Origin of the sequence: Pseudomonas sp. EL_65y_Pfl1_R83 (assembly GCF_963970695.1) — a bacterium.
Classification (GTDB): domain Bacteria; phylum Pseudomonadota; class Gammaproteobacteria; order Pseudomonadales; family Pseudomonadaceae; genus Aquipseudomonas; species Aquipseudomonas tritici.
The window spans coordinates 149607-167492 of sequence record NZ_CAXAQI010000009.1 but is presented as its reverse complement, the minus strand read 5'-3'; the positions used below and the strand labels follow the sequence as shown (position 1 = coordinate 167492).

General features: G+C 60.1%; 17 protein-coding genes. 10 read left to right on the top strand and 7 right to left on the bottom strand.

Going from position 1 to position 17886, the window contains the following annotated elements; translation table 11 throughout:
• Window positions 1-6: 6 nt before the first annotated feature.
• The 4 genes from AACY08_RS15265 to AACY08_RS15250 form a co-directional block, all read right to left on the bottom strand.
• The gene (locus AACY08_RS15265) at window positions 7-1266 is read right to left on the bottom strand and encodes a D-mannose isomerase (protein ID WP_339470167.1); all 1260 of its coding nucleotides are present in this window, start codon (window positions 1264-1266) and stop codon (window positions 7-9) included.
• Window positions 1267-1476: 210 nt separating this feature from the next.
• Window positions 1477-2322 (bottom strand): ATPase, encoded by an 846-nt coding sequence (locus AACY08_RS15260; protein ID WP_339470166.1) that lies wholly within the window; start codon window positions 2320-2322, stop codon window positions 1477-1479.
• A gap of 114 nt (window positions 2323-2436) precedes the next feature.
• A complete protein-coding gene (locus AACY08_RS15255; RefSeq protein ID WP_339470164.1) occupies window positions 2437-3435 on the bottom strand; it encodes an NAD-dependent epimerase/dehydratase family protein in 999 nt (332 codons plus the stop codon).
• A gap of 98 nt (window positions 3436-3533) precedes the next feature.
• A complete protein-coding gene (locus AACY08_RS15250) occupies window positions 3534-4430 on the bottom strand; it encodes a LysR family transcriptional regulator ArgP (protein ID WP_339470163.1) in 897 nt (298 codons plus the stop codon).
• A 96-nt stretch (window positions 4431-4526) separates the two neighbouring features.
• On the opposite strand from AACY08_RS15250, the gene AACY08_RS15245 reads away from it, so the two are divergent.
• From AACY08_RS15245 to AACY08_RS15215, 7 genes are all read left to right on the top strand, one after another.
• On the top strand, window positions 4527-4928 hold the full coding sequence (locus AACY08_RS15245) for an ACT domain-containing protein (protein WP_339470162.1): 402 nt from the start codon (window positions 4527-4529) through the stop codon (window positions 4926-4928).
• A 5-nt stretch (window positions 4929-4933) separates the two neighbouring features.
• Window positions 4934-5533, top strand: a complete 600-nt coding sequence (locus AACY08_RS15240) for a LysE/ArgO family amino acid transporter (protein WP_339470161.1) — start codon at window positions 4934-4936, stop codon at window positions 5531-5533.
• Between the two features lie 178 nt (window positions 5534-5711).
• Complete coding sequence (locus AACY08_RS15235) at window positions 5712-6308, top strand: superoxide dismutase (protein WP_017125974.1); 597 nt, start codon at window positions 5712-5714, stop codon at window positions 6306-6308.
• Window positions 6309-6461: 153 nt separating this feature from the next.
• Entirely contained in the window at window positions 6462-6650 is a 189-nt protein-coding gene (locus AACY08_RS15230) for a hypothetical protein (RefSeq protein WP_049711790.1), read from the top strand.
• Between the two features lie 207 nt (window positions 6651-6857).
• Window positions 6858-8909 (top strand): putative bifunctional diguanylate cyclase/phosphodiesterase, encoded by a 2052-nt coding sequence (locus AACY08_RS15225; RefSeq protein WP_339470160.1) that lies wholly within the window; start codon window positions 6858-6860, stop codon window positions 8907-8909.
• Window positions 8910-9035: 126 nt separating this feature from the next.
• On the top strand, window positions 9036-10379 hold the full coding sequence (locus tag AACY08_RS15220) for an imelysin family protein (protein ID WP_339470159.1): 1344 nt from the start codon (window positions 9036-9038) through the stop codon (window positions 10377-10379).
• Window positions 10380-10634: 255 nt separating this feature from the next.
• Window positions 10635-12089, top strand: a complete 1455-nt coding sequence (locus tag AACY08_RS15215) for a TrkH family potassium uptake protein (RefSeq protein ID WP_339417138.1) — start codon at window positions 10635-10637, stop codon at window positions 12087-12089.
• On the opposite strand, the gene AACY08_RS15210 is transcribed toward AACY08_RS15215, so the two are convergent.
• Window positions 12046-13104, bottom strand: a complete 1059-nt coding sequence (locus AACY08_RS15210) for an AraC family transcriptional regulator (protein WP_339470158.1) — start codon at window positions 13102-13104, stop codon at window positions 12046-12048. The genes AACY08_RS15215 and AACY08_RS15210 overlap by 44 nt on opposite strands.
• 160 nt (window positions 13105-13264) lie before the next feature.
• Here AACY08_RS15210 and AACY08_RS15205 point away from each other — a divergent pair, with 160 nt between their 5' ends.
• The 3 genes from AACY08_RS15205 (at window position 13265) to AACY08_RS15195 (ending at window position 15419) form a co-directional block, all read left to right on the top strand.
• The gene (locus tag AACY08_RS15205) at window positions 13265-13576 is read left to right on the top strand and encodes a DUF962 domain-containing protein (protein ID WP_049711785.1); all 312 of its coding nucleotides are present in this window, start codon (window positions 13265-13267) and stop codon (window positions 13574-13576) included.
• A 367-nt stretch (window positions 13577-13943) separates the two neighbouring features.
• Window positions 13944-14117: a hypothetical protein gene (locus tag AACY08_RS15200; RefSeq protein ID WP_339470157.1), complete on the top strand. Its 174-nt coding sequence runs from the start codon at window positions 13944-13946 to the stop codon at window positions 14115-14117.
• 105 nt (window positions 14118-14222) lie between these two features.
• Entirely contained in the window at window positions 14223-15419 is a 1197-nt protein-coding gene (locus AACY08_RS15195; protein ID WP_339470156.1) for an MFS transporter, read from the top strand.
• Here the strand turns inward: AACY08_RS15195 and arfB are convergent.
• Both arfB and AACY08_RS15185 read right to left on the bottom strand, forming a co-directional pair.
• Window positions 15416-15829, bottom strand: coding sequence for an alternative ribosome rescue aminoacyl-tRNA hydrolase ArfB (arfB, locus tag AACY08_RS15190; protein WP_016975416.1), 414 nt, complete (start codon window positions 15827-15829; stop codon window positions 15416-15418). The genes AACY08_RS15195 and arfB overlap by 4 nt on opposite strands.
• A gap of 111 nt (window positions 15830-15940) precedes the next feature.
• The gene (locus tag AACY08_RS15185) at window positions 15941-17362 is read right to left on the bottom strand and encodes an amino acid permease (protein ID WP_339470155.1); all 1422 of its coding nucleotides are present in this window, start codon (window positions 17360-17362) and stop codon (window positions 15941-15943) included.
• Window positions 17363-17886: the final 524 nt, after the last annotated feature.

The following is a 17886-nucleotide window of genomic DNA, read 5'->3' as shown; positions in this document are numbered from 1 at the left end:
CAAATGTCACCAACTGGTGACATAACGCCCAGCCCCTATTGCACTGGCCATGCTTGGCGCTAACGGCAGCACAGGCAGCAATACCGCTTGCCAGGCATGGTACAGGTCTGGCTTGCCGCCCCAGATGTTGCTGCTGGGCGTGTTATGAGGGCTGAGTTCGTGGTGCCAACTGCCGTGGGTACGGTCGATAAAGTGGGCCTCGCAAAACTCCCAGAAGCGCCGGTACCACGTTTCGTAGTGCAACTCGCCGGTACGCTTGAGCAAGGCTTGGGCAGCGGCGCTGGCTTCGGCGTGGGTCCAATGCAAGCGCTCGCGCACAACCGGTCGGTAGGTCCAGTCCAGGGTGTAGACGATGCCGGGGGCGCCATCCACGGACCAGGCATATTCGCAGGCGCTGGCGAACAGGCCCTTGGCGTCGTTCACCAACCAGTCCGGCGTGGCCAACCCGGCTTGCAGGCGTGCCGCTTCCAAATGCAGCACCAACCGTGCCCATTCAAAACCGTGGCCGGGGGTAATGCCGTAGGGCCGGAAGCCGTCGGCGGGGTTGTCTTCGTTGTAACCGAGCAGCGGTTGCCAGTGCGCGTCGAAATGCTCGATCACCATGTGCTGGTTGGCGGCGGCGTGGGTGTGGATCACCCGCTCGACGATCCGCATCGCGCGGTCCAGCCAGCGTGTATCGCCGGTGACATCGGCCAGGGCGAGGAAGGCTTCGGTGGCGTGCATGTTGCTGTTGGCGCCGCGATAGGCTTCGATGCCGCTCCAGTCTTGGGCGAACGACTCGAGCATCACGCCCTCCTCCTCGCTCCAGAAAAACTGGTCGATGATATGGATGGCGTCGTTCAACAGGTTTTGTGCACCGGGAGCGCCGGCCACCACCGCCGAGCTCGCGGCCAAGGCGACAAAGGCGTGCAGGTAAGCAGCCTTGCCACGATTGCCATCGAGGGCGTGGGGGGCGGCGAACCAGCCTCCGTGCTCAGCGTCGCGCAGCGGACCACTGAGGGCCGCCACACCGTGTGCGACCAGCTCGGCATACCCAGGCAAGCCCAAGGCATGAGCCATGGCGAAGCTGTGAGTCATGCGGGCGGTGTTCATGGTTTCGGCGTGGGCATCGGCTGGCAACTGGCCCTTGTCGTCAAGGTTACCGAAACCATCGGGCAGTCGAGACGCCTTGGCGAATGCCAGCAGGCGCTGGCCTTCGGCGGCAAGCCAAGCGTGATGGGCAGGCGCGTTCAGCCAACTGCTGGCAGGCAGTGGTTGCGTGGTCATGGGTGGCCCTTATTATTTTTTGTGGGATGACCGGAGTCTAAACAAGGGCGCGGTGGGGGCATGTAACGAAGGGGATGGGAAATGTCACCGACTGGTGACAATGTTGCAAGCGACCATTATCGAGCGCTTGGCTGCAACTCGAATGGGGGAGCGGGCGTGCTCGCCCCCCCCCATTTAAATCGGTTTACACCCGTGTTATCTCAGCAACGGTCACTGGCCACGCGGGGTGATCTTCGCCGGCGCGTTGAGCTGTTGCTGCAGGTTCCGCACCTGGCTCTGCAAGGTGGTGATATTACGCGTGGTCTGGATGCGGAACACGTCGAACTCTTTATTCGTAGGCGCATCGCTATTGACCGGCTGGTTATCCTGCGCGCTTTTGAGCACTACCAGATCCTGCTCGATGCGGGCGATGGCCGCACTTGGGTTGCCCTGTTTCTTCAACGCGGCCACGTCAGCGGAAAGCTCTTTGATTTCGGCATCGCGCTTACCTGCGTCGCCTTGCGCCGCCTTAAGCGTCGCCACGGCGTCGGTCAGGGCCTGGACCTGGCCTTGCAGCTTGCTGTTGGCGTTAGACAGTTCAGTGGTGCTGGCTGTCATTTGCGCCAGGCGCTTATCCAACTCGGTGGCCCGGCCGGCCACGCCGACCTGCTGTTTGCCCTGCTCCAGCAACTGGCTTTCGAGTTGCTTGATCTGCAGTTTCAACGCTTCGCTGCCGTTGTTGACGCTGGCTTCACTGGCCACCACCTTGCCGGAAATATCTTGCAGACGCCCCGCCGCTTCTTCGCTGATGCGCGCAAAACTTTCCTGGGTGGCAACCAATTGCTGGCCCATCAGGGAAATCTGCTGGAAGCTCCACCAGGCCAGGCCCGCAAAAGCGATCAGCAAAGCGCCGATCAAAGCCCACAACGGGCCAGTGCTGGCGCTCTTGACCTTGACGACCTTAGTGTTGCGCGAACGCACCGAGGTGGCCGGGGTAGGTTCGAAATCATCGTCATCCCCGACATCGGCCCGCAGGCTGGGAACGTTGTCGAAGTCGTCTTTAGCATCGTTGCGCATGAATCAACCCTGAATCGGTGAAGTGGCGAGCGACGGGAGTATAAACCGCCTTCCCGGCGCACTGATCGACCTGGAATGCCAGATTCGGTTCCCGAAGTGTTGCCTGTTGTGTGCTTACTTGAACCCTGGGTCCTGGGCCTTCCACCAACTGCAGAACTCGTCGAGGGCGGTCCACAGGCTGACCTTGGGCTCGTAGTCCAGATAATGCCTGGCGCGGCTGATGTCTAACGTGAAATCTTTGTTCATGACTTGCATGCCCAGGCGTGACAATGCTGGCTCCGGACGCCCTGGCCACATTGCGCAGAAGGCTTCGTTGAGGGCCGCTACGCTGTAGGACAAACCGTAGGACCGATACCGCGTTACCTGCGGCAACTCCATTTGGCGCATCACGTAGTTCACCACATCCCACACCGGCACCGGCGTGCCGTTGCTGATGTTGTAGGCCTTGCCTAGCGCTGAACCGGTAGCGAGCAGGCTGCTGAGCAGCGCTTCGTTGAGGTTGTGCACGCTGGTGAAATCGACTTTGTTCAGGCCATCGCCGACGATAGCCAGGCGGTTCTTGCGCTGCATTTTCAGCAGGCGTGGGAAGATGCTCATGTCGCCGGCGCCAGTAACGAAGCGCGGGCGCAGGGCCAGCACTTCGAGGCCGAACTCCTGGGCGCCGAATACCTTTTGTTCCGCCAGGTATTTGGTGGCTGCATAGGGATGCTTGAAGCGCTTGGGGACTTGCTCTTCAGTCAGGCCCAGGTGGTCGCGGCCGTCAAAGTAGATCGATGGCGACGACAGGTGCACCAGTCGGCCGACCCGTTGCTTGAGGCAGGCCTCGACCACGTTCTCAGTGACCAGCACGTTGCCCTGGTGAAAGTCCTGATAGCGCCCCCACAGCCCGACAGCGCCAGCGCAATGCACCACGGCTTCGACATCGCGGCACAGCCCGCGCACCAGGTCGGCGTCATTCAGATCACCCTGGATAAACTCAGCGCCGCGCCTCACCAGGTGTTCCACACCTTCGGCGCGCCGCCCGTTGACCCGCACGTCCAGGCCCTGCTCCAAGGCGAAACGCGCAAAGCGCCCGCCAATGAAGCCGCTTGCGCCGGTGACCAGAACTTTCATGGAGCCTCCTACGGATGCAGCTGCAAGCTTCAAGCTATAAGCCGCAAGTTAAATACGATCTGCAAGTTCTTCTCTTGCAGCTTGCAGCTTGACGCTTGTCACTGCTGATAGGGCACCAACCATTGGCCACATGCCTGGGCCAGGTGATCGGTCAACAAGCCCAGCAGTTGCCCGCCACTGCGCCAATGATGCCAGTACAACGGCACGTCGATGGGCTTATCTGGCAATAACTCGAGCAATACGCCCTTTTCCAGTTGGTCGCGCACCTGCAATTCCGGCACCAGCCCCCAGCCCAGGCCTGCTTCTGTCAAACGGATGAAGCCTTCGGACGATGGGCACAAATGGTGCTCGAAACCACCGTCCACACCGAGGGACGCCAGGTAACGGTGTTGCAGGAAATCATCCGGGCCGAACACCAGTGCCGGGGTGCGCGCCAGTTGATCAGCGCGTACGCCATCCGGAAAGTGCCGGGTTATAAAAACCGGGCTCGCCAGCGCCCGGTAGCGCATAGCGCCCAGCAACAGGCTGCGTGCCCCAGCAACCGGGCGCTCGCTGGCGCAGATGCAGGCGGCCACTTCGCCAGCACGCATGCGTTTGAGGCCCACGGTCTGGTCTTCCACCACCAAATCCAGCAGCAAATGTTGTTCGGCGCAAAAATCGCTGACGGCCTCGGCCCACCAGGTGGCCAGGCTATCGGCGTTTAACGCGATGCGCAGACGCTCGGGCATGCCTTCCTCGTCCAGTGCCGGCACCTGACTTTGCAGGTCGCGCTCCAACAGGCGCACCTGTTGCACATGGTTGAGCAGGCGACGGCCGATCTCGGTAGGCGTCGGCGGCGTGGCCCGCACCAGCACCGGCTGGCCGATGCGCGCCTCGAGCAACTTGATGCGCTGGGAGATCGCCGATTGCGAGAGCCCCAACACTTGCGCGGCGCGCTCGAAGCCAGCCTGTTCCACCACCGCCGCCAGGGCAGAAAGCAATTTATAGTCGAACATCAGTTTCTCTAATGAGCGATCAGTAATATTTGTTTTTCTTATACAGCCTATGCCAAGAGAATAGCCAGCATCGCTTCTCTCTATAAGGAACCTCCCATGGCTGGCGAAACCGCCCTGGCAACCTTGCTGCGCAGCATGAGCCCCCATCTCAATGAGGGTGACTACGTGTTCTGCACCCTGCCCGATCACCGTATCCCTGCCGGTTGCGAGGTGATCGGCAGCTTTCGCGAGCAGGAAGGCCTGACCCTGATCGTTGAACGCCAGCAGGCGGAACAGGCGGGCCTGGCCTTTGACTACGTTGCCGCGTGGATCACCTTGAATGTGCACTCGGCCCTGGAAGCCGTGGGCTTGACCGCCGCCTTCGCCAGCGCACTGGGCAAGGCCGGCATCAGTTGCAATGTGATTGCCGGCTATTACCACGACCACCTGTTTGTCGGGCGTGCCGACGCCGAGCGCGCCCTGCACGTTTTGCGGCGATTGGCAGCGGACGCGGAGTAAACCCTATGTGGCAAAGCTATCTGAATGGCCTGCTGGTCGCGCTCGGCCTGATCATGGCCATCGGTTCCCAGAATGCCTTTGTATTGGCGCAAAGCCTGCGTCGCGAGCATCACTTGCCGGTCGCGGCGTTGTGTGTGATCTGCGATGCCCTGCTGGTGGCTGCCGGGGTGTTTGGCCTGGCCACAGTGCTGGCACAAAACCCTTTACTGCTGGCGATTGCGCGCTGGGGCGGCGCAGCATTCCTGATCTGGTACGGGGCTTGTGCACTGCGTCGGGCCTGTTCAAAACAGAGCCTGGAACAAGGCGACAACCTGCAGGTGCGGTCCTTGCGCGCCGTGTTGCTCAGTGCCTTGGCGGTGACACTGCTCAACCCTCACGTGTACTTGGACACTGTATTGCTGATCGGCTCTCTCGGCGCGCAACAAACCGAGCCCGGCGCCTATGTGGCCGGTGCCGCCAGCGCCTCGCTCCTGTGGTTCGCGACTTTGGCACTCGGCGCGGCCTGGCTGGCCCCCTGGCTGGCGCGTCCCGCCACCTGGCGCCTGCTGGACCTGTTGGTAGCACTGATGATGTTCAGCGTGGCCTACCAATTGATCAGCGCCTGAGGAATATTCCAAAACGCTCTGGAACCTCTATCCCACACAGTTGTTGCGTGGTTTTGCCGCACCCCCGGTGCTATGATCCGGACCCGGCGCCGCAAAGAGTACAAACTCCCCGGCGCTTGTTTGGCCGCCCGTGATCGGCCTTGCGCTCACCGCAACTGACCTGATTAGGAGAATCATCATGGCTTTCGAATTGCCGCCGCTGCCCTACGCACACGATGCCCTGCAGCCGCACATCTCCAAGGAAACCTTGGAATTTCACCACGACAAGCACCACAACACCTATGTCGTGAACCTGAACAACCTGGTGCCAGGCACCGAGTTCGAAGGCAAGACCCTGGAAGAGATCGTTAAATCCTCTTCGGGCGGCATCTTCAACAACGCCGCTCAGGTCTGGAACCACACCTTCTACTGGAACTGCCTGGCGCCAAACGCCGGCGGCCAACCTACCGGCGCGCTGGCTGAAGCCATCAACGCTGCGTTTGGTTCGTTCGACAAGTTCAAGGAAGAGTTCACCAAGACTTCTGTCGGCACCTTCGGTTCCGGTTGGGGCTGGCTGGTGAAAAAGGCTGACGGTTCCCTGGCCCTGGCCAGCACCATCGGCGCCGGCAACCCGCTGACCAGCGGTGACACCCCGCTGCTGACCTGCGATGTGTGGGAACACGCCTACTACATCGACTACCGCAACGTGCGTCCAAAGTATGTGGAAGCGTTCTGGAACCTGGTCAACTGGAAGTTCGTGGCTGAGCAGTTCGAAGGCAAAACCTTCACTGCCTAAGCAACGCTTGCAGTAGAAAGAGCCCGGCGATTGCCGGGCTTTTTTGTGCGTTCAACATCAGCGACTTGCCCGGAATGGTGGAACCCGCACAAAGGAATGTGCCACCCACGCAGTGAGAGGAATAACCCTCTCACACGCTTCTGGAGAGTCACGATGGAAGAAATCGGAAAAGCAGGTGGGCAGATGGCGATGCAACTCATCAGCGGGCTGATGAAAGGCCTCGCCGGTGGTGCGGGTGGTGGAGGGGGCGGTGAAGGCGGTGGTGCCAATGCACCCGGCCGGCCAGGCGAAGACATGATGCCGCCACCGCCGCCAAAGATCGAGATTTCCGCCTATCAGTGAACACGCTCACGGCCTGGAAGGGCATTGACCTGACCACAGGTCAGTCGAGCACCCAGACGGCGGAGTAAATCCGCCGTTTTTTTTGGTTTTTTCTGCGTATCCCGCATCAAGACGTCTGCGGCTCTAATGTTCCTTTGACTGCCCTCACGTGATTGCCAATACTCATGGCATATTGAAGGCCACCCGCATGAGACAAGGAATGCCCCTTTGAAGCTGGAACTCAAGAACAGCTTGTCCGTGAAGTTGCTACGGGTTGTGCTGCTGTCGGCATTGATTGTGGGCGTATCGCTGAGCGTGGCGCAGATCGTTTACGATGCCTACAAGACGCGCCAGGCCGTGGTCAGCGATGCACAGCGCATCCTCGACATGTTTCGCGACCCCTCGACCCAGGCCATCTACAGCCTGGACCGCGAAATGGGCATGCAAGTGATTGAGGGGCTGTTCCAGGATGACGCGGTGCGCATGGCGTCCATCGGCCACCCCGACGAAACCATGCTGGCCGAGAAGAGCCGCACTTTGCAGCACGCCCCCAGCCGCTGGTTGACCGACCTGATTCTTGGCCAGGAACGCACGTTTACCACGCCCCTGGTCGGCAAAGGCCCCTACAGCGAGTATTACGGTGACCTGAGTATCACCCTCGACACGGCCACCTATGGCCAGGGATTTATCGTCAATTCGGTGATCATTTTTATTTCCGGTGTATTGCGCGCCCTCGCCATGGGCCTAGTGCTCTACCTGGTTTATCACTGGCTGCTGACCAAGCCGCTGTCGCGGATTATCGAACACCTGACGTCGATCAACCCGGACCGGCCCAGCGAACACAAGATCCCGCAGCTCAAGGGTCACGAACGCAACGAATTGGGGCTGTGGATCAACACCGCCAACCAGCTGCTCGAGTCAATCGAGCGCAACACCCACCTGCGCCATGAAGCCGAAACCAGCCTGCTGCGCATGGCCCAGTACGACTTCCTGACCGGTTTACCGAACCGCCAGAAACTGCAGGAGCAACTGGACAAGATCCTTATTGACGCAGGCCGCCGACAACGGCGCGTAGCAGTGTTGTGCGTGGGGCTGGATGATTTCAAAAGCGTCAACGAACAGTTCACCTATCAGGCCGGCGACAAACTGCTGCTGGCGCTGGCAGACCGTTTACGCGCGCACAGTGGGCGCCTCGGCACCCTGGCCCGTCTGGGCGGAGATCAGTTTGCGCTGGTCCAAGCCGATATCGAACAGCCTTACGAAGCCGCCGAGCTGGCGCAAAGCATCCTTGATGACCTGGAAGCAGACTTCGTCCTCGATCACCAACAGATTCGACTGCGCGCCACCATCGGCATCACCTTATTCCCGGAAGACGGCGACAGCACTGAAACGCTGCTGCAAAAAGCCGAACAGACCATGACCCTGGCCAAGACCCGCTCGCGCAACCGCTATCAGTTCTATATCGCCAGCGTCGACAGTGAAATGCGCCGCCGCCGGGAGCTGGAAAAAGACCTGCGCGACGCCCTCAGCCGCAATCAATTCCACCTGGTGTACCAGCCGCAGATCAGTTACCGCGACCACCGTGTAGTGGGCGTGGAAGCCCTGCTGCGCTGGCAGCACCCGGAACACGGCATGGTCCCGCCGGACCTGTTTATCCCGCTGGCGGAGCAAAACGGCACGATTATCCCGATAGGCGAATGGGTACTCGACCAAGCCTGCCGCCAATTACGCGAATGGCACGACCTGGGCTTTACCGACCTGCGCATGGCGGTCAACCTGTCCACCGTGCAGTTGCACCACACCGAGTTGCCGCGGGTGGTCAATAACCTGATGCAAATCTACCGCTTGCCGCCGCGCAGCCTGGAACTGGAAGTCACGGAAACCGGCTTGATGGAAGACATCAGCACCGCCGCCCAGCACCTGCTGAGCCTGCGCCGGTCCGGGGCGTTGATCGCGATTGATGACTTCGGCACCGGCTACTCATCCCTCAGCTACTTGAAAAGCCTGCCCTTGGACAAGATCAAGATAGACAAGAGCTTCGTCCAGGACCTGCTGGACGATGATGACGACGCCACCATCGTGCGCGCGATCATCCAGCTGGGCAAAAGCCTGGGCATGCAGGTGATCGCCGAAGGCGTGGAAACCGCTGAGCAGGAGGCTTACATCATCTCCGAAGGCTGCCATGAGGGTCAGGGTTACCACTACAGCAAACCCTTGCAGGCCCGAGAGCTGGCGGCTTTTTTGAAGCAATCGGAGCGCAATAACGCCGCCATTCTCTGACCTGGCAAGATGATACTGAATATTTCCCGCGTATAACCCTTTACACAAAATGCAAATCTTTCGCATTATGTCGCAGCTTTGCGCGCCCCCGCGCGCCCTCTCAACAACCGAAGCAGGATGTTCGCCATGATTCGTATGCCCCTGGCCACCGCCAGTCTACTGGCCATTGCCATTTCTCTCGCCGGTTGCGGCGAAGGTAAAGACAAGGCCCCTGCAAACCAGGCGCCGACCCCGGCTACCAGCACCACCGCTCCAGCCGCTGCCACCCCTGCCGGTCAGATCGACGAAGCCGCCGCCAAGGCCGTGGTCGCGCATTACGCAGACATGGTGTTTGCGGTCTACAGTGACGCCGAGTCCACCGCTAAAACCCTGCAAACTGCGATCGACGCGTTTCTCGCCAAGCCGAACGACGAAACCCTGAAAGCCGCGCGTACCGCCTGGGTCGCCGCCCGCGTTCCGTACCTGCAAAGCGAAGTATTCCGCTTCGGCAACACCATCATCGACGACTGGGAAGGCCAGGTGAACGCATGGCCGCTCGACGAAGGCCTGATCGACTACACCGACAAGTCCTACGAACACGCCTTGGGTAACCCAGGCGCCACCGCCAACATCATCGCCAATACCGAGATCCAGGTCGGCGAAGACAAGGTCGACGTGAAGGACATCACCCCGGAAAAACTCGCCAGCCTCAATGAGCTGGGCGGCTCCGAGGCCAACGTCGCCACCGGTTACCACGCCATCGAATTCCTGCTCTGGGGCCAAGACCTGAACGGCACCGGCCCAGGCGCCGGCAACCGTCCTGCGTCGGACTACCTGACCGGCGACGGCGCTACAGGCGGCCACAACGAGCGTCGCCGTGCCTACCTGAGCGCTGTGACTCAACTGCTGGTCAGCGACCTGGAAGAAATGGTCGGCAACTGGAAACCAAACGTCGAAGACAACTACCGCGCCACCCTGGAGGCAGAACCTGCCACCGACGGCGTGCGCAAGATGCTGTTCGGCATGGGCAGCCTGTCCCTCGGCGAACTGGCCGGTGAGCGCATGAAGGTTTCCCTGGAAGCCAACTCGCCGGAAGACGAGCAAGACTGCTTCAGCGACAACACCCACAACTCGCACTTCTATGACGCCAAGGGTATCCGCAACGTCTACCTGGGCGAGTACACCCGCGTTGACGGCACCAAAATGACCGGCGCCAGCCTGTCATCCCTGGTGGCCAAGGCCGATCCAGCTGCCGATACCGCGCTGAAAGCGGAGCTGGCAGCCACCGAAGCGAAGATCCAGGTCATGGTTGACCACGCCAACAAGGGTGAGCACTACGACCAGTTGATCGCTGCCGGTAACGATGCGGGCAACCAGATCGTGCGTGACGCCATCGCTGCGCTGGTCAAGCAGACCGGTTCGATCGAAGCGGCGGCAGGCAAGCTGGGCATCAGCGACTTGAACCCGGACAGCGCTGATCACGAGTTCTGATCAGTAGCGAATTGGAAAAGGCGGCCTTTGGGTCGCCTTTTTTGTGTGCGCCTGTCGACAATCAATCAGGCGCCACAAAACCAATGTGTGCGGGCTTGCTCGCGAATGCGGTGGATCAGCAAGTGAATCCGTTGACTGACACTGCGCATTCGCGAGCAAGCCCACATCAGACTTACATCGCTTCCAAGCCCCGGTTTACAAGACCTGCACCGCAGGTAGAATGGCGCCTCTGCCCAATAACCCCGAGCTCACTTCATGGCGTTGCCGACCCTACGCATTATCGGTTTCATCATCGGCATCTTCCTGATCACCCTCGCGATCGCCATGGTCGTGCCAATGGCGACCCTGGTGATCTTCGAACGCACCAGTGACCTGCCCTCTTTCCTGTGGGCCAGCATGATCACCTTTCTTGCCGGCCTGGCCCTGGTGATTCCAGGTCGCCCCGAGCATGTGCACCTGCGCCCGCGGGACATGTACCTGCTCACAGTGACAAGCTGGGTGGTGGTGTGCATCTTTGCGGCGTTGCCGTTTCTGTTGACCCAACACATCAGCTACACCGACTCGTTTTTTGAAAGCATGTCCGGTATCACCGCCACCGGCTCCACCGTGTTGAGCGGCCTGGACGCCATGTCGCCAGGCATCCTGATCTGGCGCTCGCTGCTGCACTGGCTGGGTGGCATCGGCTTTATCGGCATGGCGGTGGCGATCCTGCCACTGCTGCGCATTGGTGGCATGCGCCTGTTCCAGACCGAATCCTCGGACCGCTCGGAAAAGGTCATGCCCCGCTCGCACATGGTGGCGCGGCTGATCGTGGCGGCCTACGTCGGCATCACCATCCTCGGCAGCCTGGCGTTCTGGTGGGCCGGGATGGGCCTGTTCGATGCGATCAACCACGCGATGTCGGCGATTTCCACCGGGGGCTTCTCCACTTCGGATGAGTCCCTGGCCCACTGGAAACAACCTGCCGTGCACTGGGTGGCGGTGGTGGTGATGATCCTCGGCAGCTTGCCGTTCACGCTCTATGTGGCCACCTTGCGTGGCAACCGCAAGGCGTTGATCAAGGATCAGCAAGTGCAGGGTTTGCTCGGTTTGTTGATCGTGACCTGGCTGGTACTGGGCACCTGGTACTGGTGGACCACCAACCTGCATTGGCTGGAAGCCTTGCGTCATGTGGCGTTGAACGTGACCTCGGTGGTCACCACCACGGGTTTTGCATTGGGGGACTACAGCCTGTGGGGCAACTTCTCACTGATGCTGTTCTTTTACCTGGGCTTTATCGGTGGTTGTTCAGGCTCTACGGCGGGTGGGATCAAGATCTTCCGTTTTCAGGTCGCCTATATCCTGCTCAAGGCCAACTTGAACCAACTGATTCACCCGCGCGCGGTGATCAAGCAGAAGTACAACGGCCATCGCCTTGACGAAGAGATCGTGCGTTCGATCCTGACGTTCTCGTTTTTCTTCGCCATTACCATCTGCGCCATCGCCCTGGCCTTGTCGCTTCTGGGCCTGGACTGGATGACCGCCTTGACCGGCGCAGCCAGTACCGTCTCCGGCGTCGGCCCTGGCCTGGGCGAAACCATTGGCCCTGCGGGTAACTTCGCCAGCCTGCCGGATGCGGCCAAGTGGATCCTGTCACTCGGCATGCTGCTGGGCCGACTGGAGATCATTACAGTCTTTGTTCTGTGCATTCCGGCGTTTTGGCGCCACTGACGGCCGACGCTTCCAGCAACCGCGCCCGGTATTCGCCGGGCGTGGCGTCGAACCAACGACGAAACGCGCGAAAGAAGTTGCTCGGGTCGGCAAAACCCAACAGGTAGGCGATTTCCAATAACGTCATGCTGGGCTGCGCCAGGTACTGCTCGGCCAATTCGCGGCGGGTGTCATCGAGCAGGGTCTGAAAGCTGGTGCCCTCCTCCTGTAGACGCCGCTGCAAGGTGCGCTGGGAAAGGTGCAACGTCTGGGCCACCACTTCTCGTTTGGGCTCACCCTGGGGCAACAGCCGGCACAACACCTGCCGTGCCTTGTGGGTCACGCGGCTCTCCGAAAAACGCGCCAGGTATTCGCCGGCAAATCGATCATGCAGCAGCGCCATGGCCTCGTTGGCCGTGGGCAACTGCGCGTCCATGTCGGCCCGCTCGAAAATCAGCGCGTCATAGGGCGCGTTGAATTCCAAAGGCGCATGGAAGGCTTGTTTGTAGGGTGACAGGTCCGCCGGCTGATCACCTTGCAACACCACCTTGCGCGGCTGCAGGGTACGACCGGTCAGCCAACCGCACAGGGCCAAGGCGCTGGCCAGCGAAGCTTCGGCGCTTTGCCGGGTGGGCGGCAGGTGATCGCCATGCACCGTCAGAATCAGCGCATAACCTTCGGGGATCAGTCGGAAACTCAGGTCTGCACTTTCGGCAATGATGCGCTGGTAGCGCACCAGGCGCATAAAGCCCTCGGCAAGGGTATTGCTGGACATCAGTGCATAGCCAGCCACATGAAACGACGCCGGGCGCACCACTTTACCCATGTTCAGGCCGATCGCCGGGTTGCCTGAAAGCGCTACCGCCCGTTGCCACAGGCGCGTCATGGAGTCTTGCGGAAACCGCGCATCGGGGTCATTCAGGGCGGCGTAGTCCAGGCCGAGCTGCTTGAACAAGGCGCGGCAATCCAAGCCGTCCATTTCCAATGCCTTGACGATCCCCATCGCCCAGCTTGCAGAAGTTGTTCGTTCGCTCATGGCGTCTTCTTAAAAAAGCAGGTTCAAATGGCAGCCAGGAAGCCAAGGATACTAAAGTGGCATCTATTGTCACTGGCCGTTACCACTGATCACTCTAGACTCAAATAAGCTCCCCGCCGAACACCTGTTGGGCGGCATAACAATCAAAGGGCCGGTCACTGTGGAAAACGTCAAGCAATTCAATAGCTTTGCTGAGTTCTACCCTTATTACCTGAGCGAGCACGGCAACAGCACGTGCCGGCGCCTACATTTTATCGGCACCACGCTGGTGATCGGGATTTTGGCGTACGCCATCGGGAGAGGCTCGCTGGGCCTACTGATTGCCGTGCCGATTGCTGGCTACAGCTTTGCGTGGATCGGTCACTTCTTCTTCGAAAAAAACCGCCCGGCGACGTTTCAGCACCCGTTCTACAGCTTGCTCGGGGATTTTGTGATGTATCGCGACATGATCCTGGGCAAAGTGCCTTTCTAAAGGTAAGTGTGACCCCATGTCACTTGCGTTTGCAGGATCAAGGGTCACCTATTCGTCGAGATAAAAGTCTATTTGTCATTTACAGTGCTGTATCCTGCCAAGGCTTTTTGAGAGCGCGCAATCACCTGCGATTGAAAAAACAGACCTTGCGAGGAGCGACGACAATGCACGAGATACCTAATCTCCCCTTCCCAAGCCTGCACCCTACAGAGCAGCCAACACCGCAGCAGGCCAGCGACAAGCAGCCTGAGGCCAAAGAAGCAAAACCAGTCGACAGCAAAAGCCAGGACTGACGCCGTACCAGACCGTGTGGAAAGCGCAGCTTTGAGCGCTTTCCACACTGCCTGAATCATCCGAGATACCTGCCATGACTGACACTCCCCCGGACACCGCCGTACTCGATGCTGCCCTGCAGATGGTCGAGGTCTGGAACCGCCTCAGCGCAGACAAACAAGCCGTGCTGCTCAAGCGCTTCGGCACCCAGGAAAACGCGCTGGCCGCCCTGGTCACTACGCAATTGCTGGCCCCTGCGCAAACCTGAGTTCTTTGTGACCTGAGGTTTTTGCGTTTTACCGCCCTGCGCGGGCCAAACCACCGGTATCATTAGCAGCCTATCTTTACCTGCTGCGACAGTGGACCTCTCCCCATGCCAGATACCCAGCGCCCCATGGCGGTCACGCTGCACGTTGTTTCCATCGTACTGTTCACCTTTATCGGCTACCTGAATATCGGCATTCCCCTGGCCGTATTGCCAGGCTATGTCCACAGTGAACTGGGCTACGGCGCGGTGATTGCCGGCCTGGTGATCAGCGTGCAATACCTGGCCACCCTGCTGAGCCGCCCCTACGCGGGCAAAATCATCGACAACCTGGGCAGCAAGCGTGCGGTGCTGATCGGTTTAGCGGGCTGTGGCCTGAGTGGCGTGTTCATGCTGCTCGCGGCGTGGTTTTCAAGCGTGCCTGCCGTGAGCCTCTGCAGCCTGCTGATTGGCCGACTGGTCCTAGGCAGCGCTGAAAGCCTGGTGGGTTCGGGCGCCATCGGCTGGGGCATCGGCCGGGTCGGTGCGGCAAATACCGCCAAAGTCATCTCCTGGAACGGCATCGCCAGCTATGGCGCCTTGGCAGTAGGAGCACCTATGGGTGTGCTGCTGGTGAGAAACTTCGGGCTATGGAGCATGGGCGTCAGCATCATTCTGCTGGCGGTCGTCGGCTTATTGCTGGCCTGGAACAAAGTCGCAGCGCCGATCGTCGCTGGCGTGCGCCTGCCGTTCATGAATGTACTGGGCCGGGTATTGCCCCACGGCTGCGCGCTGGCGTTGGGCTCCATCGGCTTTGGCACCATCGCCACGTTTATCACCTTGTATTACACCACCCAGCACTGGGATAACGCGGTGTGGGCCCTGAGCCTGTTCGGCGCCAGTTTCATCAGCGCGCGCTTGCTGTTCGGTAACCTGATCAACCGGATCGGCGGCTTTCGCGTGGCGATTGCCTGCCTGTCGGTAGAAATCCTAGGGCTGCTGTTGCTGTGGCTGGCGCCGGACGCCAACCTGGCCCTGGCCGGCGCGGCGTTGAGCGGCTTCGGCTTTTCCCTGGTGTTTCCGGCGTTGGGGGTGGAGGCAGTGAACCTGGTACCGGCGTCCAGCCGTGGCTCGGCGGTGGGGGCCTATTCGCTGTTTATCGATTTATCGCTGGGCATCACCGGCCCGCTCGCCGGGGCCGTGGCGGCTGGCTTCGGCTTTGCGTCGATCTTCCTGTTCGCCGCCCTCGCCGCCCTGGGTGGTTTGCTACTGAGCGTGTACCTGTACCGCCAGGCACCCAAGGCCCGTGAAGCGCGCGGCGACTAAAAGTCGACCTTGCCGCGCCCAGCCTTGATGCTGCCACGCTTGGTCTTGGATTCGAGGCGACGCTTTTTCGAGCCCAGGGTCGGCTTGGTCGGGCGGCGCTTCTTCTCGACCTTGGTGGCGCTGAGAATCAACTCCACCAAACGCTCCAGCGCATCCGCTCGATTCTGTTCCTGGGTCCGGTATTGCTGGGCCTTGAGCACCAGCACGCCTTCGCTGGTGATACGGCTATCGCGCAGCGCCAGCAGCCGCTCCTTATAGAACTCCGGCAGCGACGACGCCGGAATGTCAAAACGCAGGTGCACCGCGCTCGACACCTTATTCACGTTCTGCCCACCGGCGCCTTGGGCGCGAATGGCGGTCAGCTCGATCTCGGCGTCGGGCAGGTGCACGTTGTTGGAAATCACCAGCATTGGGCAAAGGGTTCCGGTCGAAGGTATCCAAGGATACGCGAATGCGCCTTGCCCTTGCCCCTGAAACAGCAAACCCGGCGCAGGTCCGGGTTTGCTCAACACGCCAAAGGGTTACTTCGCGGCTGGCGTTACCACGTGAGGGTACGGCTGCGCAGCGCGCTTGTTCTTGATCCAGTAACACACCGCCATAAACGCCACCCACACCGGGATCGCGTACACCGACACCTGAATCCCTGGAATCATCAGCATGATCACCAGGATAAACACCACGAACGCCAGGCATACATAGTTGCCATACGGGTACCACAGCGCCTTGAACAACGGCACTTGGCCGGTGCGGTTCATGTGCTGGCGGAACTTGAAGTGGGAGAAGCTGATCATCGCCCAGTTGATCACCAGCGTAGCCACGACCAGAGACATCAGCAGTTCCAGTGCGTGTTGCGGGATCAGGTAGTTCATCAACACCGCCACCAGGGTGATCGCCGCCGAGGCGAGGATGGAGCGCACTGGCACGCCGCGCTTGTCGATCTTCGCCAGTGCTTTGGGCGCATCACCCTGTTCGGCCATGCCCAGCAGCATGCGGCTGTTGCAGTAAGTGCCGCTGTTGTATACCGACAGCGCCGCCGTCAGGACCACGAAGTTAAGAATATGCGCGGCGGTGTTGCTGCCCAGCATCGAGAACACCTGCACGAACGGGCTGCCGCTGTAGGCATCGCCGGAGGCGTTGAGGGTTGTCAGCAGGCTGTCCCACGGTGTCAGCGACAACAGCACGACCAGAGCACCGATGTAGAAAATCAGGATGCGGTAGATCACTTGGTTGATCGCTTTCGGGATCACGGTGCGTGGCTGGTCAGCTTCGGCAGCGGTGAAGCCAAGCATTTCCAGGCCACCGAAGGAGAACATGATGATCGCCATGGCCATCACCAAACCGCCGACGCCGTGAGGGAAGAACCCACCGTGCTCCCACAGGTTAGTCACCGAAGCCTGCGGCCCGCCGCTGCCGCTGACCAGCATGTAGCTGCCCAGGGCGATCATGCCGACGATGGCCACCACCTTGATGATGGCGAACCAGAACTCAGCCTCACCAAAGACTTTGACGTTGGCCAGATTGATCAGGTTGATCAGCACGAAGAACGCTGCCGCCGAGACCCAAGTCGGAATCTCCGGCCACCAGTAATGCACGTATTTGCCGACGGCCGTCAGCTCCGACATGCCCACCAAAATGTACAGGATCCAGCAGTTCCAACCCGACAGGAAGCCAGCGAAACCGCCCCAGTACTTGTGAGCAAAGTGGCTGAAGGAACCAGCGACCGGCTCTTCAACGATCATTTCGCCGAGCTGGCGCATGATCATGAAGGCAATGAAGCCGCAGATGGCATAACCCAGGATCATCGAAGGGCCGGCGGATTTGAGCACCCCGGCAGAGCCCAGGAACAGGCCGGTGCCGATGGCGCCACCGAGGGCGATCAATTGGATATGCCGATTTTTCAAGCCGCGTTTCAGCTCGCCTGAAGAGGAATGGGGTCCGCTCATGAAAAGGATCTCACGCAAGGTTTGATGATGTTGAATGCACGTTGCTGCCTTGAATCTCGACTCAAGCAGCGCTGCTCAAACCCCAGCGCAGGCACCAGGAGTACAGCGTCTTTCTAACGGTCATGCGTCACCTGTTTATTTTTATCTGTGACGAAATCGAACCCGTCTGGCTCGTGGCCGGGCGGAGTGATCAGGGTCGATAACCCTGAGGTCTTGGCCTTTTGCGTGGGTACGCAAGGGCGTCACAGTAAAACGCGGCGGATTGTACACCGCTCGACAGCTTGAGGCCGCCCCGCAACGGTGCATGCGACGATCTGTCAGGCATTTCTTACAGGACTTCACCGCTCAACAAGCACGCGGTTTTATCGTCAATTAATCGTTACAGCGCGGAAAATCTACGTTACAAGCGTGAACTCACGGAAAATTGGCGACGGGAAACTTCTTAAAAATCATCCTGATCAGCCTGCTGTTTTTTATGAAAAAAAAGCTGACGACCCAAAACAGAAAAAATTATTCAATTGGAA